Genomic DNA, 22,748 nt, shown 5'->3' on the forward strand with positions numbered 1-22,748 from the left:
GCACCAAAGTGATTAGATGACTTAAACACTTGAAGGAGAGTGGCATGACACCATCCATCGGACTCGTCGAACGACTCACCCGTGAGATCGTCCAGACGATTCGTGCCGAGAACCTGCAGCCCGGCCAGACACTGCCCTCGGCGAAGGTTCTGGCCGAACGCTTCGAGGTCACCGTGCCCACGGTCCGCGAAGCCCTGCGTCGGCTCGAGGCCACGGGCTCGGTCGAGCTCATGCACGGCTCGGGGACCTATGTGCGCGAGGCGATCAATCGCCGCATCCTCGACAATCCGCACTATGTGCCCGTCGACCTCGCTGCGGCGATCGAGCTCCTCGACGCCCGCGTCGCAATCGAGCCGGGCATCGCCGAGCTGGCGGCCCAGATCCAGAGCGCCGAGGCGGTCGCCTCGATGGAATCCGCCCTCGACAATGCCCTGCAGGTCGAGACCGCGGTCCCAGCAGGCCACTTCCACGTCGAGCTCGCACGGGCTTCGGGCAACCGCGCCCTGCACGAGATGCTCGTCTCGCTGCTCGCGATCCACTCGCGCACTCAGCAGGCGGCGCGGACCACCTACGACCGGCTGCGTGACCACGATGAGCATGCGGACATCCTCGACGCGATCAAGCGCGGCGACGGATTCGAAGCCGCTCATCGCACCCGCAAGCACCTCGAGGCGATCAAGACCGTCGTCCTCGCGGACTGGGCCGATGATCCTCAGACAGACGACGCGGCGAACAAGGAGGCCGAACAGTGACCAGACAGCAGGTGAGCGAGATCCGCCCGGACATCCGCAGGTACGGGGAGCTCACTTCGCTCGAAGTCGAAGTCGCCAAGGAGCAGGGCAGCCTCCTCATCCTCCCGGTGGGCGCCTGTGAACAGCACGGCGATGCGCTGCCGCTGAGCACCGACAGCATCCGCGCCGAACATGTCGCACTCGCCGTCGCCGAAGAACTCGCCGCGAGGGCAGCGGCCGATGATCCGGCAGGCCGGGCCTTCGTCCTCCCCAGCGTCGACTACGGGGTCTCCCCGCACCACACCTTCCTCCCGGGCACGATCAGCCTCGACCCGCGGACCTTCATCGACATCGTCACCACGATCGCGGCCCGGCTCGCCGACTCGGGATTCGCCAAGCTCCTCGTCATCACCGGCCACGGCGGCAATCAGGCCGCGCTCGGCGTCGCCCAGCAGGTGCTGCTCGACTCCCATCCGAACCTCGTCTTCGCCCATTCCCCCGTGAGCGCGCTGGCGACCGAGACCACCGCCGCACTGCCCCGCACCGAGGTCAGCGGACACTGCGGGGAGTCCGAGACTTCCCAGGTCCTGGCCATCGACGACCGCCTCGTCGACTCCCCTCGGCTCGCGCCAGGGGCCACGAGACTCGACGAGCTCGACGACCGCGCACGGCTCAGCCGCACGAAGACCCCCGCGAGCGCAGTCACCTTCGACCGATATGCCGACAACGGGGTCCTCGGCGACCCCCGAACCGCCACTGCCAAGGCCGGTCGCGACCTCCTCGGCGAAGTCATCGCGAAACTCGTCGCCTACTCCCGAGACATGCTGCGCCTATGAGACATGCTGCGCCCATGACAGCCGAGATGAACTGACACCACCACTGACCACCCGCCCTCTCAGACCGATGGAGCTCACGGGCCCGCGATGAGTCATGCCCTTTTTCGCTCCTCCGCCATCCACCTGGAGACCCTGGAGACCGACATGGAAACGAGCACCACCGAGCGGACGCAGGAGAAGCTGCCGTTCGTCATCCGCGCCCTCAACGTCATCGAAGTCGTCGGCAACAAGCTGCCGAACCCCTTCTGGCTGTTCTGGATCCTTGCGGGGATCCTCGCCGCACTCAGCCTCGCCCTCTCCTTCGCCGGTGCCGGTGTCGAGGATCCCGAAACCGGGGAATGGACCCCGGTGAACAACCTGCTCAGCGGCAAGGGAATCGCCATGGCCGTGAGCACCGCACTCGAGGCCTATGAGACGTTCCCACCGCTCATCACGATCATGGTCGTCATCATGGGGGTCGCCCTGGCCGAGCGCACGGGGCTGCTGTCGACGGCGATGAAGGTCTCGATCGCCCGCGTTCCTGCCGGGCTCATCGTGTTCACGGTCGCGTTCATGGGCACGATCTCGCATGTCGCCTCGGCGGCGGCCTATGTCATCCTCGTCCCGCTCGGCGGGATGGTGTTCAAGGCGGTGGGGCGCTCCCCCGTCCTCGGTGTCATCGTCGCCTACACCTCGATCGCCTCGGGCTACGACGCCAGCCCCATTCCGACGCCCAACGACGCGATCTTCGCTGGCATCACAACGGCCGCGGCGAACATCATCGACCCCGACTACATCGTCACCCCGATCGGCAACTGGTACTTCAACATCACCAGCTCCATCCTGCTGGCCGTCGTCATCACCATCGTCACCGAACTCGTGCTCATGAAGCGCGACAACCTCGATGCCGACGAGGATGCCGAATTCGAAGACCTCGTCATCTCCGACAAAGAGCGCTCGGCTCTGCGTCTGGCCATGTTCGCCGTCAGCGCGGCGGTCATCGCCATCGTCGTCCTCGTCGTCCCCGAGGGGGCTCCCCTGCGCGGCGACGGCCCCTTCGGCGAGTCCCCGTTCCTCACCGGCATCGCCTTCCTCATCGCCCTGCTCTTCGGCATCGGCGGCATCGTCTACGGCTTCCGCGAGGGCACGATCGAGACCTGGTCCGACGTCCCGAAGCTCATGGGTCAGGGCTTGGCGTCGATCTCCGGAGTCCTCGTCCTCTTCTTCGCCATCGCGCAGTTCCTCGAGTACTTCGAGTGGACGAACATCGGCATGCTCGTCTCGGTCTCCACCTCGGAGCTGTTCATCGGACTCGGCCTGCCGACCTGGGTGGTCTTCGTCCTCGTTCTGCTCGTGCTCTCCGTCGTCAATGTGCTCATCACCTCCGGTTCGGCGATGTGGGCGATCATGGCCCCGGTCATCGTTCCGCTGCTCATGCTCCTCGAAGTTCCGCCGGAGACGAGCCAGGCGATCTTCCGCATCGCCGACTCCGGTTCGACGGCGATCACCCCGATGAGTCCCTACTTCATCCTCGCGCTGGGCTTCATGCAGAAGTATCAGAAGAAGGCCGGCATCGGCACGCTCGCCTCGCACACCCTGCCGCTGGCCGTGTGCATGACGATCACCTGGAGTCTCCTGTTCTTCCTGTGGTGGGGTCTGGGCATCCCGCTCGGTCCCGACGCCCCTGTGCGCTGACTCCATGTCCCCGTGCGCTGACTCGACTCCTCCGCCAGCGACATGACCAGGGTTTTCATGCCACACGGGCACCCGTCGCCGGTCGGCATCCGCACCCGCAGGCGGACTCCCGCGCGGCGACTGCATCGCGGACAGGTTCGCACGGCCCGCAGAAAGTCGCGAAAATTACAGATGTGAAACCTGTTGACGCACAAGTTTCGGGCACGATACTGTCCAGTAACACCCCGTGGTAACTTACGTCACAAAGTTCATGCCGGCGCAGGCGCCGGTGCCCTAGGAGGATCAATGAAGTTCCGCAATTCCGGCCTCGTCCGCAGGCTCGTCGCATCCCATGCCGGTCGCATCGCACTGGTTGCTGTCCCCACCGGCGTCGTGTCGGCCATGCTCATGGGCGGAGTCGCCCAGGGCGCCGTGCCCGTCTCATTCGCAGTCTCGGGCACACAGTTCAAGATCACCTCGTCGCAGCTCGAGGGCACCGGCTTCTCGCAGTACAGCGGCGTGGCCAAGGATGCCGACGGCGGCAAGCACCCGGTCGTCACCGCGAACATCAAGGACGCCACGCTCGAGAATCTCTGCCAGTCGGCAGCCGTCGACACCCCGATCGGCAAGGTGGGCGTGCTCATCAAGGCCGGCGGCAAGGGCACCCCCGCCTCGGCGAAGGACCTGCAGATCGGCATGACGGGACTCAAGGGCGACGCGGAATTCGAGAACATCCGCATCGGCGTCGATGCCTCTGATGTCAACACGAAGGCCAAGGGTTCGAAGGGCGACTTCGCTCAGGACGCGGACACGATCTCCATCAAGGACCTCAAGCAGGACTCGTGGAGCACGACCGCCTCGGTGTTCACCCTCAAAGACATGGCGCTGAAACTCACCGACGGATCGGAGACGTGCTCCTGATGAGGGAGACAACAGCCGACGGGCAGCCGACCGATGAACGGGAGGCAGCCGACCAGGACGCCACCGTGCAGAAGACGAGCCTGCTCGCGCTGTCCCGACGGAGTCGACGCGCCGGTGAGCAGAATGCCCACCTCGAATCCGATGTCGAGACGGCGGAATTCGCCGGTCCGGCATCGGAATCGAGGGCTGCTGACAGGAGCGAAGGAGCCGAGATGAGCGACGGCGCGAAGAAACGCCGCGGATTCAAGCAGTGGCGTCGGCAGCGGCCCTTCATCGGCGGCGTGCTGGCCGTGCTCGGAGGAATCGAGCTGTTCTTCTCAGGACAGCTGGATCTCGGGAACATGCAGATCCAGTTCGGCATCGAGGGACTCCAGGCGACGGTCATCCCGATCGCGATCGTGGTGCTCGCGCTCTTTGCGATCCTCAAGCCCACGCATCACGTGTTCTACGGGATCATCGCGCTCATCCTCTCCGTCTACTCGCTCATCGGGGTCAACCTCGGCGGGTACCTTCTGGGGATGCTGCTGTCGACCATCGGGGCGATCCTCGTCGTCGCCTGGATGGGACCGCGCGGACCGAAGCCCGGCCGGAGGGGAGACTCCGGAACCGCCGAGGAAGAAGGGGAGACTGCATGAGTGCGCCCAGCCGCCGAACGGCCGCCATACTGGCGGCAGCTGCCCTCGTCGTCCCCACCACCATCGGGGCCGGAACGATGACCGCCGCCCACTCGTCTCCGCTGTGCTCACTCGTGGGCACGTGCGATGACTCCGACGATTCCGCCAAGGACAAGACTCCCGCACCCGCGGGAACGATGTCTCCGGGCATGCCGCTGAAGCCGACGGATCCGCCGACCTCGGATCCCACGGTCCCCGCACCCACATCGCCGGGGCCGACGGACGAACCGAGCGAGGAGCCGTCGGATCCGGCCTCACCGGAGCCCACGGACCCCGGCGGTCTGGGTGTCGATGAGCCGGATGACGAACCGAGCGACGAACCGAGCGACGAGCCGAGCGACGAGCCGAGCGACGAGCCGACAGACGAGACCAACGGCGAGTTTCCGGATCATGCGAAGCAGGACGAGAAGGCACCGATCTTCACGGACACTCCGGCCGCCATGGGTTCGGAGGGACTGTCGTTCAAGGGACTCAAGGGCATCTCGTTCGTCTCGGTGCCCACCGCCGACGGCGGGAGCGTCGTGACGCTGAAGCTCCAGGCCGAGGAGATCAAGATCACCGGCTTCTCGCTCACAGTGCGCCCGCCGGAGGAGGACCACGGCCTGGTGACGAAGGCCGACACGATGACGCTCAAGGGCGATGTCTCGGTCTACATCGGTTCGATCACCGCGACGACGAAGGACGGGAAGTCACTGACCCTGGGCCCGGAGACCCCTCCGCCCATGGATGACGTCGAACCGGGCCTGCTGCGAGTGACGATGGGACTCGTCGGATCCACCGCCGATTCGATCGCCTACTCGAACACGGATCAGAAGCTCAAGCACGCGGACTGATCTGCCTGACACCCAACGGGGTGGGGCACGGTCGGTCAGGGCCCGAAGGCCGCGGACTCAGTCCGCGGCCTTCTCGCGTTCCTGCTTCTTCCGACGCAGCGTATCGCGGACCTCACGCAGCTTGTCGCGCTTGCGTCTGCGTCCCGCCTCGGCGGCTCTGATCTGCTCCGGGGTCGGTTCGTGATCGCCCATCCCGACCTGCAGCTCCACGGGGGTGACCTCTCGGAGGACCCCCGCGTCGATCTTCGTGCGCAGCCGCAGGACCTCGAGGCGGAGGATGCGGGCCAGGAAGTAGATGCCGAGCAGGTTGGGGAAGGCCATGAGGAAGAAGATCGCGTCGGAGAATGCGATGACCGAGTCCAGCGACATCGAGGCGCCGATGATGACGGCGACGATCCAGAAGATCTGATACGCCTTGTCGGCCTTCTTCGAGTTGCCGGTGAGGTACCCCAGGGCCTGCTGGCCGTAGTAGCCGTAAGCGAGGATCGTCGAGAACGCGAAGAGCACGACGGCGATGGTGAGCAGGATCGGGAACCAGCTCGACACCGTGCCGAAGGCCTCGGCCGTCAGGCCGATGCCGTCCTCGGTGCTTTCGCTGTAGAGGCCGGTGGTGATGATCGCCAGAGAGGTCAGGGTGCAGATGATGACGGAGTCGATGAGCGGCTCCCACATCGCCACGAAGCCTTCGGTCGCCGGCTTCGTCGTCTTCGAGGCTGCGTGCGCCATACCGGCCGAGCCGATGCCCGCGGCATTGGAGAACAGGGCCCGCTGGATGCCGACGATGGCTACGCCCACTGCGCCGCCCGCGACGCCGCTGGGGCTGAAGGCACCGGTGACCATGAGGACGAAGGCGTGCGGGATCTGACCGGCGTTGAGGACGAGGATGACGATGACGGACACGAAGTAGAGGATCGCCATGAGTGGAGTCAGCTTCGAGGTCCACTGGCCGATCTTCTTGATCCCGCCGAGGATGACCAGGGCGGTGAGTGCGGCGATGATCGCGCCGATGAGCCAGAGTTTGTCGGCGAAGAAGCTCGAATCGCCGCCGGTGGCCTGGACGAGGATCGCGGCGGCCTGGTTCGCCTGGAAGAGGTTGCCGGCGCCGATGACGCCGAGCACAGCGGTCAGGGCATAGAACACGGCGAGGAACTTGCCGAGCTTGGGTCGGCCGATCTCGGCCATGCCTGCCCGCAGGTAGTACATGGGACCGCCGGAGACGCTGCCGTCGTCGTTGATCTGCCGGTACTTCACACCGAGCGTGGCTTCGGCCATCTTCACGGTCATCGCGAAGAAGCCGAAGATGATGATCCACAGGGCGGCACCGGGCCCGCCGATCGTGATCGCCACGGCCACACCGGCGATGTTGCCCAGTCCCACGGTGCCTGAGAGTTCGGTGGCCAGGGCCTGGAAGCTCGAGACCTCACCCGGGTCGGTCTTGCGGGTGAACCGGCCGCGGATGATGCCGATGGAGTAGCGCAGACCGGTGATCGGCTGGAAGCGCAGGTAGACGGTGAGGAAGACGGCAGCGGCCATGAGCCACACGACGATGAGCGGGATGCCGAGATCGCCGATCTCCAGCTCGAAGAAGACGATGTTGCTGAAGGTCTGTGCCGCGGGCCCGAGGAAGGATTCGATGGCCTCATCGACTCCGGCGGCGTTGAGGTCCACCGCGGGGGCGGAATGGGCGAGATGTTCAGTTATGGAAGTCATACCTGCGGGCGCGAGATTGCGTTTCGTCCGGAGGGTTGGTCCGGGACCGGCACCCGTGATCAACCTAACAACCGAAGAGGAGACTGTCAGCTTTCGCCCAGGAAAAGCGGTCAGCTCACAGGGTTCTCACAATTCGCTTCTTCATGAAGATGGCAGGGCTTGCGCCGGACGACGCGGATTCAGGGTCGCTCAGCGACGAGGAACGCGACGAACGAATGCGCCAGGGCCCGGCCGGTCCTTTTGAGTTCCTCGTCGTGGTCGGCGACCTCGGCGATGATCGAATCCTCGGTCTTCCCTGCCGGCAGCGCGAGATCGTCTCCGTCGAGCCAGCGGGTGATCTGACCGGCATCGGTCTCCGGGTGGAACTGCGTGCCCCAGGCGAATTCGCCGAGGCGGAAGGCTTGGACCGGGGCGTCCGATCCGGTGACGAGGAGTTCCGCACCGTCGGGCAGTGCCATCTCCTCCTGGTGGAAGAGCACGGCCGGCAACCGACTCTCGGACAGTGACCCGAACACGGGGTCCGATTTCCCCGCCGAGGTGGCCGCAAGTTCGTAGATCCCGATCTGCGGGTGCGCCCGCCGAGTGATGGGGGCACGACCGGCGACGGCGAGCATCTCCCCGCCGAGGCAGATGTTCAGACTCGGGAACTCCCCGCCGATCGAGCGCTCCAGCAGTCGCCTGACCTCGGGGAACCACGGGTTCTCAGCGTCTTCGAGCGGTCCGGCGGATCCGCCGAGGACGATGAGGGCATCGAAGGAGCCGACCGCGGGGATCACCTCGCCGAGGTACGGCCGGGTCACGACCACCTCGGCGCCGGCGTCTTCCAGCCACCGTCCGAAACGTTCGGGTCCGGTGCCGTGTTCGTGTTCGATGACGAGGATCCTCACAGTGCTCATGGCACCATTGTCACCCACTCAGCACGGGCGAGGATCGGCTCAGTTCGCGATCGCCGCCGTGTCTGCGTGTCCGATCGCGGCCGTGTCGGCGACGACCTTCTTGCGCAGAGAGAGGAAGAACAGGACGAGGCTGACGGACAGCGCGATGTGGCCGAGTCCCGCGATGCCGGCGATCATAGCGTTGGATTCTTCGCCGAGGACGGTCAGCGATCCGTGCCAGACCATCATGCCCGCGGTGAGCACGACGCCGATGTTGTAGGTGACGAAGAACCATGAGAAGAGCTTCGATCCCGACAGACCGAACACCTTGTCCAGGGCGAGGACGATGAGGAGGACGATGAACCCGAGTGTGAGCAGGTGAGTGTGGACGACGGCGAGCTGGGTGAACTCGCCTTCGGGGAAGTCGTTGGCCTTGGTGAACTCGCGGTAGAACAGTCCGGCGAGGACTCCGATGATCATGTACGTGAATGCTGCGTTGAATATCTTCTTCATGCTTCCACTTCATCAATTCGCGGGCGCGGTTTCCTGACCCGCAGGATTGAACTCGGAATCCAACTTTCGATTGATGTTTGTCCTCACACCCTCTCGACGCTCGAATCGGCGCATCGCAGGGCATCCGTCGGGTTAGCCTGAGCGCATGGCTATGGAGAACGTATTCTCGAAGATCGATCGCATCGCCGGAGGCAGCAAGGCGGGCATCGTCGTGGCGCCCGAGGGCCTCGAGCAGCCGAAGACGAAACGCGCCTTCTCCTGGATCACCTGGCTGCTCGCGTTCGAGCTCGCCCTCGGCTTCGGTGCCGTGGTCTATGCGATCATCATCGCCCGTGCCGGCGAGCCGGTGCCCTTCGCCGTGTGGATGCGCACCGTCGTCGTCCTCGGCATGACCGCGACGCTGTTCTACTTCTTCTGGCGAGCGACGAAGGGCCTCTACTGGGGCTATCAGCGGCTGCGCCTGTTCACGCAGATCTTCCCCGTCATCACCCTCGTCATGGCCGCGATCCCCGGCCTCTATCCGGTGTGGATGATCACCGAGCAGATCGTGTTCAGCCTCGTCATGATCGGCGTCGGCGACTTCCTCACCGGCGATCACCTGCGCGAGGTGTTCCGCAGACCCGAGGACTGATCGCCGAGGCGGCCGCCACCTGACAGATCAGCCCGCCACGAGGCGGTGCGCTTCCTGCCGATGTGCGGCGATGAGGGCCGCTTTGTCGAGTTCGACCCCGTCGGCGCCGATGGCGTTGCCGTCGATGACTCGCCACCGGCCGTCGACCATCACCCGGTCGGCCTTCTCCGCTCCGCAGAGGACGAGCGCGGGGATCGGGTCGTGAGATCCGGAGAACGCCAGCCCGTCGAGGCGGAACATCGCGAGATCGGCCCGCCTGCCCACCTCGATGGTCCCGATGTCTCCGCGACCGAGCGCAGCAGCCGAGCCCTTCGTCGCCCAGTCGAGGGCCCGGTCGCAGGTGACCGCCTCGGTGCCGTAGCGCAGACGTTGGACGTAGAGGGCCTGCCGGACTTCGCGGATGAGGTTCGAGGCATCGTTCGAGGCGGATCCGTCGACGCCGAGGCCGACGTTGACGCCGGCGTCTTCGAGTTCGACGGCGCGGGCGATGCCCGAGGCCAGGCGCATGTTCGAGGTCGGGCAGTGGGCGACGGAAGCCCCGGCGGCGCCGAGGCGGCGGATCTCCTCCTCGTCGAAGTGCACTCCGTGGGCCAGCCAGGCCCGATCGCCGAGCCAGCCCACGGATTCGAGGTAGTCGACGGTGCGCATGCCGAAGGTCTCGCGGCAGAAGTCCTCTTCGTCGATGGTCTCGGCCAGATGGGTGTGGAGGCGGACGTCGAGTTCGGCGGCCAGAGTCGCGGACTCGCGCATGAGTTCGGTGGTCACGGAGAACGGGGAGCAGGGGGCGAAGGCGATCTGGATCTGCGCTCCGTCGCCGCGTTCGTGGTAGCTCTCGACGAGGCGGCGGGAGTCGGCGAGGATCACCTCGGCGTCTTGGACGGTCTGCTGCGGCGGCAGTCCGCCGTCCTTCTCCCCCCGTGACATCGAGCCGCGGGTGAGCATGGCGCGCATGCCGAGCCTGCGGACGACGTCGACTTGGACGTCGATGGCGTCGTCCATGCCCGTCGGGAACAGGTAGTGGTGGTCGGCGGCGGTCGTGCATCCGGATTCGAGGAGCTCTGCCATGGCCACGGTCGTGGCGAGTTCGAGGGCGCGCGGGGTCAGCCGGGCCCACACCGGATAGAGGTTCTGCAGCCATCCGAAGAGGGGCAGATCCGCCACGGGCGCCCAGGCGCGGGTCAGCGTTTGGTAGAAGTGGTGGTGGGTGTTGATGAGCCCGGGTGTGATGACGTGTGCGGAGGCGTCGATGACCTCGCCGCGGAAGCCAGCCGCATCGCTGGGCTCACCACCGCTCGGCTCCCCACCGGCGGGCACGAGTTCGACGATGGTGCCCGTGGACCGGTCGATGACGATGCCGCGGGCCGCTCGATCAGGATCGACACCGGCACCGAGGTGGACGGCCAAGGGATCGCGCAGCCACAGTCGCGCTGTCGGGTCTCCGGTGTGGCCACCGGCGTTCGCGCGCTCGCTGCCTGTCATGTCGTGTGTCATATCGCCTGTCATGTCGTCGCCTTTCGGAGCTCGAAGCTCGGCCTGCGGTTCTCACTGCATGGCCCGTGATGAGTGACGACAACGCTGGGGGTCGACGCCACCAGCTCAGGTTTTCCGGCGTCTGCTGCTCCGCCGTCCGATGTCTCGGCCCTCCGATCTCTCGATCACTGGCCCGCAGATACCGATCTCACGGTTCATCTGCGCCGTCCGAACCCACGATCAGACGCATCAGCGCTGTGACCCGATCGTGCAGAGAGTCCGAACGACCCGGCTGTGCGGACCGTTCGACTCGCCTGTACGATGATCCGGAGCCACCGAACTGAGCGAACGATCAGTAGGTTGCCGTTTGACGAATACACCGACGAGCGAGACTCTAGCATGTGCCGCACGTCACGAAAACGTATTGCGCGTCGAATGGTATTCCTTTAGAGTTTTGCGATAAGGAAATCTTGTTTCGCACTTCGGAATTCTGAAACCGATTCCTCGGTCACAGTGGAGCTCCACACCGACCTTGCCGTCCAGAAACTGGAATACCAATCGGTTCGGCGCGGGGCGGAGCAGTAAGCGTTCGAGGACAACTCAACGGAGAGATAGATGTCGGTATCCCAACACTCACCTAAGAATGGCCGCGCATCGGCGGCCAAATCCCAGTCGCATCGTCCCGAGGACGAACGGCTTCCGGTCGGCAGCTCCTTCGCCTACGGCCTGCAGCATGTGCTGACCATGTACGGCGGAATCATCGCTGTTCCGCTCATCATCGGAAACGCCGCCGGCCTCGATGGCAACGGCATCAGCGTGCTCATCGCTTCGTGCCTGTTCATGGGCGGTCTGGCGACGATCCTGCAGTCGGTGGGCGTGCCCTTCTTCGGCTCCCAGCTGCCGCTGGTCCAGGGCGTTTCGTTCGCCGGTGTGGCCACGATGACGTCGATCCTCGCGGGTGGCGACGGTCTGCCCGCGGTGTTCGGTTCGGTCCTGGTCGCCTCGGTGATCGGCCTCGTCGTCGCACCCGCCTTCGCGCTCATCGTGAAGTTCTTCCCGCCGGTGGTGACCGGCACGGTCATCACGACGATCGGTCTGTCGCTCATGCCCGTGGCCGCGGGCTGGGCGATGGGCGGTGACGCGGAGGCCGCCGATTACGGCAGCATGCGCAATATCCTCATCGCAGTGGTCACCTTGGCCATCGTGCTCGTCCTCAGCCGCATCCCGGTGGCGATGGTCTCGCGCCTGTCGATCCTGTTGGCGATCGTTCTCGGCACCATCGGCTGCCTCATCTTCGGGTGGGCCGACTTCTCACACGTGCTCGATCGCGGAATCTTTGCCTTCCCGCAGCCTTTCGCGTTTGGTATGCCAACATTTTCGGCCGCCGCGATCATCTCGATGTTCATCGTCGTCATCGTCACGTTCGCCGAGACGACCGCGGATATCATCGCGGTCGGCGAGATCGTGCGGACCAAGGTCGACTCGAAGCGCATCGCCTCGGGTCTGCGTGCCGACATGCTGTCTTCGGCGGTGTCGCCGGTCTTCAACTCCTTCACTCAGTCGGCGTTCGCTCAGAATGTCGGGCTGGTGGCGATCACCGGTGTGAAGTCGCGTTTCGTGGTCACCGCCGGTGGTGCCATCCTCGTCATCCTCGGCCTGTTGCCGGTGATGGGCGGAGTTGTCGCGGCGGTGCCGACCCCGGTGCTCGGCGGCGCTGGCATCGTCCTCTTCGGCACGGTCGCCGCTTCAGGCATCCGCACTCTCGCGAAGGTCGATTATGAGGGCAACCTCAATATGATCATCGTCGCAGTGTCCCTGGCCTTCGGAATCATCCCGGTCGTCGAGCCCGATTTCTACACTTCCTTCCCCTCGTGGGTCGGCATCATCCTGCACTCGGGAATCTCCTCGGCGACGCTCATGGCGGTGCTGCTCAACCTCGTCTTCAACCACATCGGTGTGAAGTCGAAGGATCGAACGGATCGGTCGGTCTTCGTGGCGGGCACCGGACGGGTCATCCGCCAGGAGGAGCTGCAGCGGCTGATCGACAACGAGGCCATCCTCACCGAGGGCGACACCGTCAAGGACGGCAAGATCGTCGATTGCAACGGTGAAGAGATTCCGGTCGTCACCGATGCACAGCACGAGAAGGTCATCGAGGCGGCGAAGAAGGGCGAGGTCAAGACTCAGGATGACGTGCGTCGGCTGATCGAGGAGGAAGACAAGGGCTGATCCCTGTCCCTGCCAGAACCTCGGCGCGGGGTCGGTCGTAACAGCGCGGGGTGGGTCAGAACGGCGGCGGGTTCTCCGGATCCCAGCTCACGGTCCAGATCGACTCCTGCGCTTCCCGTGACCGGCGAGCCTTCGAACTTCGCCGGTCTCCGCCGGCGGTCGCCCCAGTGTCGGTCTCCGAAGCAGTGCCGGTCTCCGAGGTGTAACGCAGGACCGATCCCTCGCCGCCGTCCGTGCGGTCGGCCCACTCATCCCCTGCGCCCGTGCTGAGCGGGCTGTCCATACTGAGCGAGGTGTCCTTGCGCGAGGTGTCCGTGCCGGGCGGGGCGCCCGTGCGCGGGGTATCAGTGCTGGGCGGGGAACCTGTGCGCGCGGTGCAGGCAGAGTCAGCCTCGAACGGGGTGACCCTACCGCCACCCGCCCAGCCACCGAAGCCGGACAGGTCGTCGAAGTCGCACCGGTCCCCTGCTTCGGGGGCGGGCTCTTCGTCGACCGCCAGCCGGTCCGGCAATTGGTCATAGTTCTCCACCTGCCATGCGTGCTCGGCGTTGATCGGGTTATCCGGCGGGTGAATTGTCGTGACGACATCATGAGCGAAGGCATACTCCACGGCCCCAGCTGCGGTCGTGCGGATGGAGAACTTGCGGTCGGTCTTGAGCTGATGATGAGTCCGACACAGTGGGTGGAGATTGTCGAACGTCGTCTGGCCGCCTCGTACGGGATCGTCGTGGTCGAACGGGATGATGTGGTCGATTTCCGAGGTCTCGGCGCGACGGGTGCACCCCGGCACAGAACATGACTGCCACTTCCCGGTCAGCGGAGCGCGGACATCCGCCGGGATGTAGTAGCTCTTCGAGCGCGCGTCGATCGGGGTGCCGGTCGCCGGGTCGGTGAGTATCCGATGCCAGGTGGGACTGTCGCCGGCCAGAGCTTTCGCAGCATCGGCGGGCACGGGAGCACCGTCCGAAAACATTCCCGGAAGCCCCGAGCGGCCGACTGCGGTGAGATAGGGAACCGTCACCATCATCTTCGCCTGCTCACGCACCCATTGTCCGTGGGTGGGCATGGCGAGTTTGATGATCGACCTCACCTCGACGCCGGCTCCTGCCGATTCTTCGGCTTCCTGTGTGGCCGCCCGAGCTGCGCGGTCGACCGCGCCGGCCGAGATGGGGGCTTTGCGGTCGCCGGTCTCGATGGAGTCGAGAGCGACCTCTTTCGTGGAGGTCTCTCCGGTCGTTGTGTCATGAGCTGTCACGGCGATGACCATCTGCGGGGTCGCTCGCGTGGCGATGTCGAACATCAGGGCGGCGATGCTGTCCTGCTCGCCGACATCGATTCCGGACACATCCTGATCGGTGAACGCGGAGATGTTTCCGTTGCGGATGGCGCGCGCGAACGCCTCGATGCGCAGGAAGAAAGCCTGCAGTTCCACGGCAGGGCCCGACAGCATCACCGAAGCGGTTCCGTCGGCGTAGGTCGTGATGTCCACACGACGACGCCTCGCCGCGACTTCGAGACGATCCTCGACCGGAACGAGAGACGCTATCTTGAGGTTCAGGGACTTCCTGAAGGTTTCGATGGTGATGTCGGCGCGACGCTGTCCGAGGTAGGTGTCGAGACGCGGGACGTACTCGAACTCGACGTCCTTCACGGCCCGTGCCGCGACGAGCACATGCTCGATAGTGAACTCTCCGTTGAGGCAGCGGTCGAGGAACTTCGGCAGTCCGAAGACCAGAGTGAGAGCGTTCGTGATCTCGTTGTATGCACCCTCGATCGTCGCGCCGAGGACTGCAGTCAGTTCGGCGACTTCTTCTTTTGCGGCGAATTCGTGCGCCCACGAATTGAACGACCGGTAGAGCTGGAACTTCGGGAAATTCGGAAGCTGCTTCGGCGAGGCAGCCGCGGTGGGCTCGACTTCGGTCGCCTCAGCGTCGTCTGGCTCCGCACCGTCGCTCTCGACGTTTCCGGACCCAGCACTGTCGGACTCGACGTTGCCGACGGCGCTGGGATCGACGCCGTGCGCCTCAGCGTTGTCGGACTCGTCGCTTTCTGGCTCATCACCGTCGGGCTCGGAGGGTGCGTCTTTCGGCTCCCCGTCGCGGGCAGTGATGAAGCGGTCCACCGTCTCGGTGAAGGTGGCGTGGTGGTAGATCTCGCCCTCGGGAGCATAGCGGAGCCGATCGACGACCTCGGCGAGGAAGAGACCGGCGACGGCCTGGAGTTCTGCGATGCGTGCTCCGGTGCTCAGTCGTGCGATGCTCGCAACCACGGCCATGGGCGAGTCAGGGTCGACATCGAGGCGACGCGGTGATTCGGGGCCGACCAGCGGCGGAGGGGAAGACGGGGCCGTTAGGGAAGACGGCTCAATGGAGGAGCCATTGGAGCCTTCGATCGAAGGGTCACTCGAGGACTCGTTCGAAGAATCGTTTGAGGCAGGCTCAAGACCGTCGTTGCTCGGATCCTGGGGATCCTTCATCGGTCTCGCCGCCCTTCACGTCGATGTGAATGCCTTGGCTCTATTCTACTTCAGAACCAGATCAATGAATGTCACAATTCGATTACAAACCGAAGTGATCTATTTTTGATTGCTATTTGCAGACGTTTGTTCGAAGACAAACGGCGCTGAACCCGACACTTCTCGAAAGCGGACACGAGGCTCAGCCCTTGCCCCTTCAGCCGTTGGGTCATGCTCCTGCGGCGTCCTCGCGGCTACTCCAGGAGCAGGCCCGGCAGATCGCCCATCGTTGCGAACGTCTCGGCCGCTCCGACGGCCAGCAGCGTATCGACGCTGTGATGGACCGGCGAATCCGGGCAGAACCCGAGCACACGGGATCCTGCCGCAACACCGGCCATCACTCCGGTGGGCGAATCTTCGATCACGGCAGCCTCGGCGGGGTCGATGCCCAAGGATTCGGCAGCCGCGAGGTAGACGTCGGGGGACGGCTTCGAGTTCGGCTGCTCCATGCCGGAGAAGATCCGGCCGCCGAACGCATCGAAGAGTCCGACCTTCCGCAGCTGAAGTTCGATCTTCGGACGGTCTGCGCCCGATGCGCACGCGATCCTGTTCGGATAGGACTCAGCGAGGCGGTGCACCGTTTCCACGACTCCCGGGATCGCTTGGAGTGAGGCCTCGAGCCCCGCGTTGCGGCGCCGACGGAATTCAGTCATCCACTCATCGTCGATCCGGAATCCGGTGTGTTCCTCGATGATGTCGGCCTCGTCGCGGAGCATCTTCCCGACGAACCGGGCGATGCACTCCTCGGCGGTCAGCTGCCAGCCGAGTTCGACGAGCATGGCATGCAGAACACCGTTGGTGATGCTTTCGGAGTCGACGAGGACCCCATCGCAGTCGAAGAGAACGGCGGAGAATTTCGGGTGAGCTGCCATGGTTCGATTCTGCCATCCGCCACGGACATGAGAACACGGCCCCATGCCGCGCACATGGTCAACCGCAGCGACCCGAGCGACCGGTCCGTCAGGTCACAGCGACCCGATCGATACCGCCGTGTACAGAATGCGCGCGGAGGCGAGCGCGCACACGATGATGACCAGCGCGAACAGAGTCAGCCAGGCACCGGCCGGCAGTCGCGAATCCTGGGCGAGGATATAGGCATCGGACTGCTGCACGCGTCGGCGGCGGGTATGGACGCGGATGATCTTGACGAGGTCCCTGAGCGAACCGACCGTCAGCGCGGTGCCGAGCGCGGCGACGAAGACAGCGATCCATTCGAGCGGCAGGACTACGACGACGAGCTGGGCCGCGATCGCGGTGATCACGGCGATGATCGCACCCGCGAAGTTCCGGATGAAGAGGAGCGCCACGAGCAGAATCAACGCCCCCACCGACAGCGCCAGCGGGGCCCACCCGAAGACCGCCGAGGTGATGAGGACGAGACCGAGAACGCCCGGTGCCGGATATCCCCAGAACCCCGCCCAGGTGGCTGAGAAGCCGACTCGGCCGAAGGAGTTCATCTGCCCCGAATGATCGAAATTCAGCGAGATCCCCTTCACCACGCGTCCGGTGGTGAGGGCGGCAAATGCGTGGCCGAGTTCGTGGACGAAGGTGACGAAAAGACCGAAGAAGCGCCAGATGCCCGGGGTCAGCGTCACGAGGAGGGGCAGTCCGATGACGAGGACGAGCCCGACCACGTCGAGCTCGAGTCCGTCCTGGCGCCCGAATCCCGAGGTGATCGCGTCCCACCACGTCGCCGTTGCCTGCTTGAAGTCCATAGCGGCTCAGTCTACGAATCGAGCCTGTGCGACGTCCTCAGGTCTCACTCAACCGCGGTGACGTCCTCAGGTCTCACTCAACCGCAGTGATGGCCCGGGTTCAACCGCAGTGGCGGCCCGGGAACGAACGACCCTCACACCGCTTCGACGTCGACCCAGGCTCGGGTCGACACCGATTTCAGGACCGCTTCTGTCACGAGCACCGCGCGGACTCCGTCGCGGAGTGTGGGCAGTCCCTCCGGATCACCGCCGGCGAAGTACGAGTAGGAGTCGGCGACGAAGGAGTTGAAGGCGTCCTGATATCCCTGCGCGTGGCCGGCCGGGACCGCACACAGTCTCGCGGCATCGGCGTGCATCGTTTCGGGATCACGGACAAGGAGGCGACTCTCGTCTCGGCGTCCCCACCACAGACGTTCCGGCTGCTCCTGGTCGAACCGGAGGCTCGCCTCGGTGCCGGCGATCTCGACGGTGAGCGAATTCTTCCGTCCCGGTGCCAACTGGGACACGAGCAGCGTGCCGATGGCTCCACCAGCGAATTCGGCGGTGACGGCCACGGTGTCTTCCGTCGCCACGGAGGCCCCGCCTCGGCGAGGGTGGACGGTCCGTGTCGTCGCCACCAGGGACGAGATGCGGTCGTCGACGATGAACTCGATGAGGTCGACGAGGTGGGAGCCGATGTCCGCGAACGCACGTGAGGGTCCGCCGCGGGCCGATTCGACGCGCCAGTTCTCATCGTCGGCGCCGAGCAGCCAGTCCTGCAGATACCCGGCGTCGACGGTGAGCAGCCGGCCGGCTCCACCGGCGCGAAAGCGGGCACGAGCCTCGCGGACCATCGGATGGAAGCGGTAGACGAAGGGGACGGTCCCGGCCAGTCCCTGCTCCTCGGCGCGAGCGAGCACGGCCCGGGCAGATGGCGAATCGGTCGCCAACGGCTTCTCGCAGATGATCGCGGAACCGGCATCGAGCGCCCGCAGCGACTGTTCGGCGTGGACATCGTTGGGAGTGCACACGTGGACGATGTCGAGAGACCGGTCGATGAGTTCGTCGACAGATGCGGAATCCGCGAACCCGAGTTCGGCAGCCGCCCGGGCGCTGCCGGTGGGCCCGGACGTGGCGACGGTGTCGAGCACGGCCCCGGCCGCACGCGCTGCCCGACTGTGGACGCGCCCCATGAACCCGCCGCCGATCACACCGATGTGGGGCGGTCGGCCCCCTGCTGAAGCACCTTTGACCATGCCTCATTATGCAATCGCGCGCCCAGTCCCGTCGACCGCGCACCGGCACCGACACCGAGGTGGCGACCGGCGGACCGGCACCGAGGTGGCGACCTGCGGACCGACGGGCGCCACATAGTGGAACCGACGCGCCCGTGCCAGGGTGCGGCGGTCCGTGGACTCGCCCCGGGCCTCTACACTGAGAGAAGTGGCCGCACGATCCCCCGTTCGCTGCGTGCGCCACGTCTCCGAAGGAGTGTCATTGTCCCAGAACCGCCCATTCGCCCAGGTCGACGTCTTCTCCGCAGTTGCCTACCGCGGCAATCCCGTTGCCGTCATCCTCGATTCCGATGACCTCGATGACGAGCAGATGGCGCGGATCGCCAATTGGACGAACCTGTCCGAGACCACTTTCGTCCTCTCCCCCACGGACCCCGCCGCCGACTACCGCCTGCGGATCTTCACTCCGCACCGGGAACTGCCCTTCGCCGGCCACCCCACCCTCGGTTCGGCCGCGGCCTGGCTCGACGCCGGAGGCACACCCAAGCAGGAGGGCCGAATCGTCCAGGAATGCGGTGCCGGACTCGTCGACATTCGCCGAGGCGGCCCCACCCTCGCCTTCGCCGCTCCCGAACGCCTGCGCACCGGTGAGCTCGACGAAACGTACGTGGCGCAGATCGCAGCGGCCCTCGGCGTCGATCGCGGCGACATCCTCGATCATCAGTGGGTCGACAACGGCCCCGGCTGGGCGGCCGTGCGGCTGCGCAGCGCCGAACAGGTGCTCGCTCTGACCCCCGACTTCTCGGCGATCCCCGATGCCAAGCTCGGTGTCCTCGGCTCCCATCCGGCCGCCTCGGCGCACGAATATGAGATCCGCGCCTTCGTCCCCGGCGTCGGCGTCGCCGAAGACCCCGTCACCGGCAGCCTCAATGCTTCCGTCGCCCAGTGGCTCATCGGTGCCGGCCTCGCCCCGGACTCCTATACGGCCACTCAGGGCACCGCGCTCGGCCGCGCCGGGGTCATCTCGATCACCCGAGACGACGATGAGATCTGGGTCGGCGGCGCCACGACCGTGTGCTTCCGCGGGACGGTGATCGCATGAACCGCCATGTCACCGAGGTGAACAAACCGAAGAAGCGGCTGCGCATCTTCCACGGTCGCATGTACTTCGCGCTCCAGGCCCTCGCGGGGGCCGCGTGGTGGCTGGGCACCGCGACGATCCCCGGTGTGCAGACGGCGACGCTGGGCGGAATCGACCCGCTGATCATCGCGATCGTCGACATCCCGCTCTTCGTCATCGGCTCGGCCCTGGCCGCGCTCAACTTCCGCTGGGCCGTGTGGATCGCCACGGGCTGGAGTGTGCTCGTCGCCCTCGGCATGATCATCTACGCGACCGCCACCACCGAGGCGGGACTCGGTGCCGTACTCATGATCCTCGCCGCGCTCGGCAGCGTGCTCGCCGGCGCCCTCATGCTCTACGGCCGCATCCCGTCCGAGAAGCTCCTCATCGGCCCCTTCGCCTTCCACAGTTCGCACACCCGCGTGCGCTCCCACCTGCTCGTGCGCACCACGATCCAGGTCGTCATCTTCTGGGGCGTCTTCCTCGTCATCATCCCCCTGATCATCAACAGCTTTGAGGATCGCTGGGGCCTCGCCTACAAGTTCCCGATCCTGGTGGCCGTCCTCGGCTTCGCTCTGCTCGCGTTCTCCAGCGTCATCGGAGTGTGGTCGGCCCGCGCGATCGCGAACTTCGGCTCCGGAACCCCATTGCCCGGACAGATGGCCAACCACCTGGTCACCCGCGGACCCTACTCCTTCGTCCGCAACCCGATGGCCATCGCGGGCATCGTCCAAGGCGTGTCGATGGGTGTGCTCATCGGCTCATGGCTCGTCGTCGTCTACGCACTCGTCGGCTCGCTGCTGTGGAACTGGCTCATCCGCCCCCACGAGGAGGCCGACCTGTATGAGCGCTTCGGCGACGAATACCGCGAATACGCCGACCGGGTGTACTGCTGGTGGCCGCGATACTCACAGACCTCGTCGGCGGACCTTGCCGACGAGGCCTGATCGGACTCTCGCCTCACACGGGCGAGCTGCCCTCACCCTGCGTCGTGGAACGTCACCGCGTAGCCGTCGAGGTCGGCGATCGTGAAGGTGAGACCGAAAGGGCTGGGTGCCGGTGCGCGGAGGATCTCGACCCCCGCCTCGGCGAGGAATTCATGGAGAGCGCGCGCATCTTCACATCTCAGCCACAACGCCACCCCGTTCCCCGGACGATCCCCGGAATCGAGATCGACGCCGGGCAGCGGTTCGCGCACCGCGAAGGGAATCGGCGAGGTGGTGAACACGACCGCTCCGGGAGGTGCGGATGGGGCGCGAGTGAGTCCGAGCTTCGATTCGTAGAACCCGGCGGCCGCTTCGACATCGCGCACCTGCACGGCGATGAAGTCCGGACCGCTCACTGTGCCGACCGACCCCGTGCCGGCCGACCCTGCTCTGACTGACTCCGCATTGGCTGACTCAGTGCTGGCTGACGCATTCATGACGTTCTCCCTGCTCTTTCGGCACCCCGCCGCTTGACGGAACTCTTTATTCGTTAAATGTCAGCATCCTGACATCAGCAAATGTATGTCAGAATACTTACATGGGTCAAGGTTCAGAGAGTCACGATGTGGAGACGGACACTGATGGGCGGACGAACGATGCGGCACCGGTGGCGCTCGAATCCCACCTCGGCTATCAGCTCAAGCACCTGCAGACGGCGCTGCGGTCTCGGATGGACGAGACGCTGCGACCGCTGGGGCTGACCACGCCGCAGTACAACTGCCTCGAGCAGCTGCGCAGGCGGCCGGGAGCGTCGAATTCCGAGCTTGCCCGCGGCGCCTTCGTCACCCGGCAGACGATGAACACTCTTCTGCGCGGAATGCAGGACCGCGAACTCGTCACCCGCCCGGTGAAGGCCGACTCCGGTCGTGTCCTGCCCACGCGTCTCACCCCGGCGGGCGAAAGGCTGCTCGACCGGGCGGCGTCGCGAGTCGAGGCGATCTCGGACCGGATGGTCTCGCCGCTCGACGAAGAGACTCGGACGATGGTCACCGAGGCGCTCGGTCTGTGCATCGCGGCCCTCGAGGCTCCGGAGAACGGCTGAGAATCCGGAGAACGACTGGGGGAGATCCGATATCCGGCATACTCCCTAGACGGCCGCGAGCTCCCGGCCTGAATCACTTCGCGCCCTCCGCTTCGGCCATACGGCCATGCAGCACAGGCCGAGGAGCGCGCCGATGCCCGCGCCGATCGTGTTCGTGACGAGGTCGCTGAGCGTGGCGAACCGGGTCTGCGTGAGCACGGTGCCCTGGAAGATCTCGATGGCGGCGCTGAAGCCCGCACCGAAGAGGAACCCGAACCACCAGCGGCTGCGCCCGAAATGCAGGGCGGCAAGGAAGCCGAAGGGAATGAACATCGCCACATTGCCGAGCTTCTCGACCCGTTCGTAGGTCAGCCAGGCCGTCTCCCGGTGAGCGGCGAAGAGGTCGAGTGCGTACCCGATGAGGGTGTCCGGGCCGGTGCCCATCTGCTGCGGGGTCAGCGTGATGGCGGCGATGAAGAGGGTATAGAGAACGAGAAGGGCCAGCGGCGCACCGACGGTGCGCTGATCACGATCTGTCATCACCGTCCAACATACGGCCGAATCCTTGGAGAGCGGTCAACGGATCTCGTGAACGATGGGGTTGGAACGTCGTCAACGGACTTCGTGATCGATGGGTTCGTCGTCCCACCTCGGCGGCCAGATGGTCATGACGATGAGCCCGAGCAGCGCGCCGATCCCGGCACCGAGGCTGTTCGTCACGAGGTCGCTGATCGTGGCGAAGCGGGTGGGTGAGAGCAGGGTCGCCTGCGTGCCTTCGATGAGGCAGGTGAAGGCGATCCCCGTGACCCAGCCGACCCACCAGCGGCTGCGTCCGCACTGGAGCGCGACGAGCAGACCGAAGGGAACGAACATGCCGACGTTCGCGAGCTTCTCGAGGATGTCGTAGTCGATCCACGCCGTCACCGGGTGAGAGGCGAGGAACTCGAGCAGTCGCGCGATGAACGAACCGGAACCCGTGTCGAGCTGGTTCGGGGTGAGCGTGACGAGGCCGATGAAGATCGTGTAGAGGATGAGCAGCGCCAAGGGCACGCTCCGCACTCGCCTCTTCGACCCTGTCATCGCACCCGCCCCCTCACCACT

Annotated in this window: 22 protein-coding genes; 11 read left to right on the top strand and 11 right to left on the bottom strand. The window is 65.5% G+C overall.

The window, feature by feature from the left end:
- Positions 1-44: 44 nt before the first annotated feature.
- The 6 genes from EB836_RS02870 (at position 45) to EB836_RS02895 (ending at position 5,648) form a co-directional block, all read left to right on the top strand.
- Positions 45-752, top strand: coding sequence for a GntR family transcriptional regulator (locus EB836_RS02870; protein ID WP_135537618.1), 708 nt, complete (start codon positions 45-47; stop codon positions 750-752).
- Complete coding sequence (locus EB836_RS02875) at positions 749-1,567, top strand: creatininase family protein (protein ID WP_135537619.1); 819 nt, start codon at positions 749-751, stop codon at positions 1,565-1,567. Before EB836_RS02870 ends, EB836_RS02875 begins: the two co-directional genes overlap by 4 nt.
- Before the next feature lie 144 nt (positions 1,568-1,711).
- On the top strand, positions 1,712-3,241 hold the full coding sequence (locus tag EB836_RS02880; RefSeq protein ID WP_135537620.1) for an AbgT family transporter: 1,530 nt from the start codon (positions 1,712-1,714) through the stop codon (positions 3,239-3,241).
- Positions 3,242-3,526: 285 nt separating this feature from the next.
- A complete protein-coding gene (locus EB836_RS02885; RefSeq protein WP_135537621.1) occupies positions 3,527-4,141 on the top strand; it encodes a DUF6230 family protein in 615 nt (204 codons plus the stop codon).
- The gene (locus EB836_RS18270) at positions 4,141-4,776 is read left to right on the top strand and encodes a DUF6114 domain-containing protein (RefSeq protein ID WP_205683283.1); all 636 of its coding nucleotides are present in this window, start codon (positions 4,141-4,143) and stop codon (positions 4,774-4,776) included. The genes EB836_RS02885 and EB836_RS18270 overlap by 1 nt, the downstream gene beginning before the upstream one ends.
- On the top strand, positions 4,773-5,648 hold the full coding sequence (locus EB836_RS02895; protein WP_135537622.1) for a hypothetical protein: 876 nt from the start codon (positions 4,773-4,775) through the stop codon (positions 5,646-5,648). The genes EB836_RS18270 and EB836_RS02895 overlap by 4 nt, the downstream gene beginning before the upstream one ends.
- Before the next feature lie 57 nt (positions 5,649-5,705).
- Here the strand turns inward: EB836_RS02895 and EB836_RS02900 are convergent, their stop codons facing one another.
- The 3 genes from EB836_RS02900 to EB836_RS02910 form a co-directional block, all read right to left on the bottom strand.
- Entirely contained in the window at positions 5,706-7,358 is a 1,653-nt protein-coding gene (locus EB836_RS02900; RefSeq protein ID WP_135537623.1) for an amino acid carrier protein, read from the bottom strand.
- Between the two features lie 179 nt (positions 7,359-7,537).
- Positions 7,538-8,254: a type 1 glutamine amidotransferase gene (locus tag EB836_RS02905; RefSeq protein ID WP_135537624.1), complete on the bottom strand. Its 717-nt coding sequence runs from the start codon at positions 8,252-8,254 to the stop codon at positions 7,538-7,540.
- A gap of 39 nt (positions 8,255-8,293) precedes the next feature.
- A complete protein-coding gene (locus EB836_RS02910; protein ID WP_135537625.1) occupies positions 8,294-8,746 on the bottom strand; it encodes a DUF2871 domain-containing protein in 453 nt (150 codons plus the stop codon).
- A gap of 145 nt (positions 8,747-8,891) precedes the next feature.
- Here EB836_RS02910 and EB836_RS02915 point away from each other — a divergent pair, with 145 nt between their 5' ends.
- The gene (locus EB836_RS02915; protein WP_135537626.1) at positions 8,892-9,377 is read left to right on the top strand and encodes a hypothetical protein; all 486 of its coding nucleotides are present in this window, start codon (positions 8,892-8,894) and stop codon (positions 9,375-9,377) included.
- Between the two features lie 27 nt (positions 9,378-9,404).
- Here the strand turns inward: EB836_RS02915 and EB836_RS02920 are convergent, their stop codons facing one another.
- Positions 9,405-10,856: an 8-oxoguanine deaminase gene (locus tag EB836_RS02920; protein ID WP_135537627.1), complete on the bottom strand. Its 1,452-nt coding sequence runs from the start codon at positions 10,854-10,856 to the stop codon at positions 9,405-9,407.
- A 606-nt stretch (positions 10,857-11,462) separates the two neighbouring features.
- Here EB836_RS02920 and EB836_RS02925 point away from each other — a divergent pair.
- Positions 11,463-13,076 carry a nucleobase:cation symporter-2 family protein gene (locus EB836_RS02925; RefSeq protein WP_135537628.1) on the top strand — a complete coding sequence of 538 codons (1,614 nt, stop codon included), beginning with the start codon at positions 11,463-11,465 and terminating at the stop codon, positions 13,074-13,076.
- Positions 13,077-13,131: 55 nt separating this feature from the next.
- Here the strand turns inward: EB836_RS02925 and EB836_RS02930 are convergent, their stop codons facing one another.
- The 4 genes from EB836_RS02930 to EB836_RS02945 all read right to left on the bottom strand — a co-directional run bounded on the left by EB836_RS02930 (position 13,132) and on the right by EB836_RS02945 (position 18,541).
- A complete protein-coding gene (locus EB836_RS02930) occupies positions 13,132-15,351 on the bottom strand; it encodes an HNH endonuclease signature motif containing protein (RefSeq protein ID WP_167854331.1) in 2,220 nt (739 codons plus the stop codon).
- Positions 15,352-15,785: 434 nt separating this feature from the next.
- A complete protein-coding gene (locus tag EB836_RS02935; RefSeq protein ID WP_135537630.1) occupies positions 15,786-16,463 on the bottom strand; it encodes an HAD family phosphatase in 678 nt (225 codons plus the stop codon).
- 93 nt (positions 16,464-16,556) lie between these two features.
- The gene (locus tag EB836_RS02940) at positions 16,557-17,306 is read right to left on the bottom strand and encodes a M50 family metallopeptidase (protein WP_135537631.1); all 750 of its coding nucleotides are present in this window, start codon (positions 17,304-17,306) and stop codon (positions 16,557-16,559) included.
- Positions 17,307-17,440: 134 nt separating this feature from the next.
- Complete coding sequence (locus tag EB836_RS02945; RefSeq protein ID WP_135537632.1) at positions 17,441-18,541, bottom strand: Gfo/Idh/MocA family oxidoreductase; 1,101 nt, start codon at positions 18,539-18,541, stop codon at positions 17,441-17,443.
- Positions 18,542-18,782: 241 nt separating this feature from the next.
- On the opposite strand from EB836_RS02945, the gene EB836_RS02950 reads away from it, so the two are divergent.
- Together EB836_RS02950 and EB836_RS02955 are read left to right on the top strand one after the other, a co-directional pair.
- Positions 18,783-19,622 (top strand): PhzF family phenazine biosynthesis protein, encoded by an 840-nt coding sequence (locus EB836_RS02950; RefSeq protein WP_205683284.1) that lies wholly within the window; start codon positions 18,783-18,785, stop codon positions 19,620-19,622.
- Entirely contained in the window at positions 19,619-20,587 is a 969-nt protein-coding gene (locus EB836_RS02955; RefSeq protein WP_135537633.1) for an isoprenylcysteine carboxylmethyltransferase family protein, read from the top strand. The genes EB836_RS02950 and EB836_RS02955 overlap by 4 nt, the downstream gene beginning before the upstream one ends.
- A gap of 32 nt (positions 20,588-20,619) precedes the next feature.
- Here EB836_RS02955 and EB836_RS02960 read toward each other — a convergent pair whose 3' ends face one another.
- Complete coding sequence (locus EB836_RS02960) at positions 20,620-21,063, bottom strand: VOC family protein (RefSeq protein WP_135537634.1); 444 nt, start codon at positions 21,061-21,063, stop codon at positions 20,620-20,622.
- A 101-nt stretch (positions 21,064-21,164) separates the two neighbouring features.
- Between EB836_RS02960 and EB836_RS02965 the strand changes: the two genes are divergently transcribed.
- A complete protein-coding gene (locus tag EB836_RS02965; protein WP_135537635.1) occupies positions 21,165-21,668 on the top strand; it encodes a MarR family transcriptional regulator in 504 nt (167 codons plus the stop codon).
- A 45-nt stretch (positions 21,669-21,713) separates the two neighbouring features.
- On the opposite strand, the gene EB836_RS02970 is transcribed toward EB836_RS02965, so the two are convergent.
- Complete coding sequence (locus tag EB836_RS02970) at positions 21,714-22,187, bottom strand: VanZ family protein (protein WP_135537636.1); 474 nt, start codon at positions 22,185-22,187, stop codon at positions 21,714-21,716.
- A gap of 72 nt (positions 22,188-22,259) precedes the next feature.
- Positions 22,260-22,727: a VanZ family protein gene (locus tag EB836_RS02975; protein ID WP_240689558.1), complete on the bottom strand. Its 468-nt coding sequence runs from the start codon at positions 22,725-22,727 to the stop codon at positions 22,260-22,262.
- Positions 22,728-22,748: the final 21 nt, after the last annotated feature.

It is taken from the genome of Brevibacterium sp. S111 (genome assembly GCF_004745075.1).
Classification (GTDB): Bacteria; Actinomycetota; Actinomycetes; order Actinomycetales; family Brevibacteriaceae; genus Brevibacterium.

Bases quoted from the DNA above. Each gene is read 5' to 3' on its own strand.
- EB836_RS02870 (WP_135537618.1), top strand. From the start codon at position 45: ATGACACCATCCATCGGACTCGTCGAACGACTCACCCGTGAGATCGTC.
- EB836_RS02880 (WP_135537620.1), top strand. From the start codon at position 1,712: ATGGAAACGAGCACCACCGAGCGGACGCAGGAGAAGCTGCCGTTCGTC.
- EB836_RS02885 (WP_135537621.1), top strand. From the start codon at position 3,527: ATGAAGTTCCGCAATTCCGGCCTCGTCCGCAGGCTCGTCGCATCCCAT.
- EB836_RS18270 (WP_205683283.1), top strand. From the start codon at position 4,141: ATGAGGGAGACAACAGCCGACGGGCAGCCGACCGATGAACGGGAGGCA.
- EB836_RS02895 (WP_135537622.1), top strand. From the start codon at position 4,773: ATGAGTGCGCCCAGCCGCCGAACGGCCGCCATACTGGCGGCAGCTGCC.
- EB836_RS02900 (WP_135537623.1), bottom strand. From the start codon at position 7,358: ATGACTTCCATAACTGAACATCTCGCCCATTCCGCCCCCGCGGTGGAC.
- EB836_RS02905 (WP_135537624.1), bottom strand. From the start codon at position 8,254: ATGAGCACTGTGAGGATCCTCGTCATCGAACACGAACACGGCACCGGA.
- EB836_RS02910 (WP_135537625.1), bottom strand. From the start codon at position 8,746: ATGAAGAAGATATTCAACGCAGCATTCACGTACATGATCATCGGAGTC.
- EB836_RS02915 (WP_135537626.1), top strand. From the start codon at position 8,892: ATGGCTATGGAGAACGTATTCTCGAAGATCGATCGCATCGCCGGAGGC.
- EB836_RS02920 (WP_135537627.1), bottom strand. From the start codon at position 10,856: ATGACAGGCAGCGAGCGCGCGAACGCCGGTGGCCACACCGGAGACCCG.
- EB836_RS02925 (WP_135537628.1), top strand. From the start codon at position 11,463: ATGTCGGTATCCCAACACTCACCTAAGAATGGCCGCGCATCGGCGGCC.
- EB836_RS02930 (WP_167854331.1), bottom strand. From the start codon at position 15,351: ATGGCCGTGGTTGCGAGCATCGCACGACTGAGCACCGGAGCACGCATC.
- EB836_RS02935 (WP_135537630.1), bottom strand. From the start codon at position 16,463: ATGGCAGCTCACCCGAAATTCTCCGCCGTTCTCTTCGACTGCGATGGG.
- EB836_RS02940 (WP_135537631.1), bottom strand. From the start codon at position 17,306: ATGGACTTCAAGCAGGCAACGGCGACGTGGTGGGACGCGATCACCTCG.
- EB836_RS02945 (WP_135537632.1), bottom strand. From the start codon at position 18,541: ATGGTCAAAGGTGCTTCAGCAGGGGGCCGACCGCCCCACATCGGTGTG.
- EB836_RS02955 (WP_135537633.1), top strand. From the start codon at position 19,619: ATGAACCGCCATGTCACCGAGGTGAACAAACCGAAGAAGCGGCTGCGC.
- EB836_RS02960 (WP_135537634.1), bottom strand. From the start codon at position 21,063: ATGAATGCGTCAGCCAGCACTGAGTCAGCCAATGCGGAGTCAGTCAGA.
- EB836_RS02965 (WP_135537635.1), top strand. From the start codon at position 21,165: ATGGGTCAAGGTTCAGAGAGTCACGATGTGGAGACGGACACTGATGGG.
- EB836_RS02970 (WP_135537636.1), bottom strand. From the start codon at position 22,187: ATGACAGATCGTGATCAGCGCACCGTCGGTGCGCCGCTGGCCCTTCTC.
- EB836_RS02975 (WP_240689558.1), bottom strand. From the start codon at position 22,727: ATGACAGGGTCGAAGAGGCGAGTGCGGAGCGTGCCCTTGGCGCTGCTC.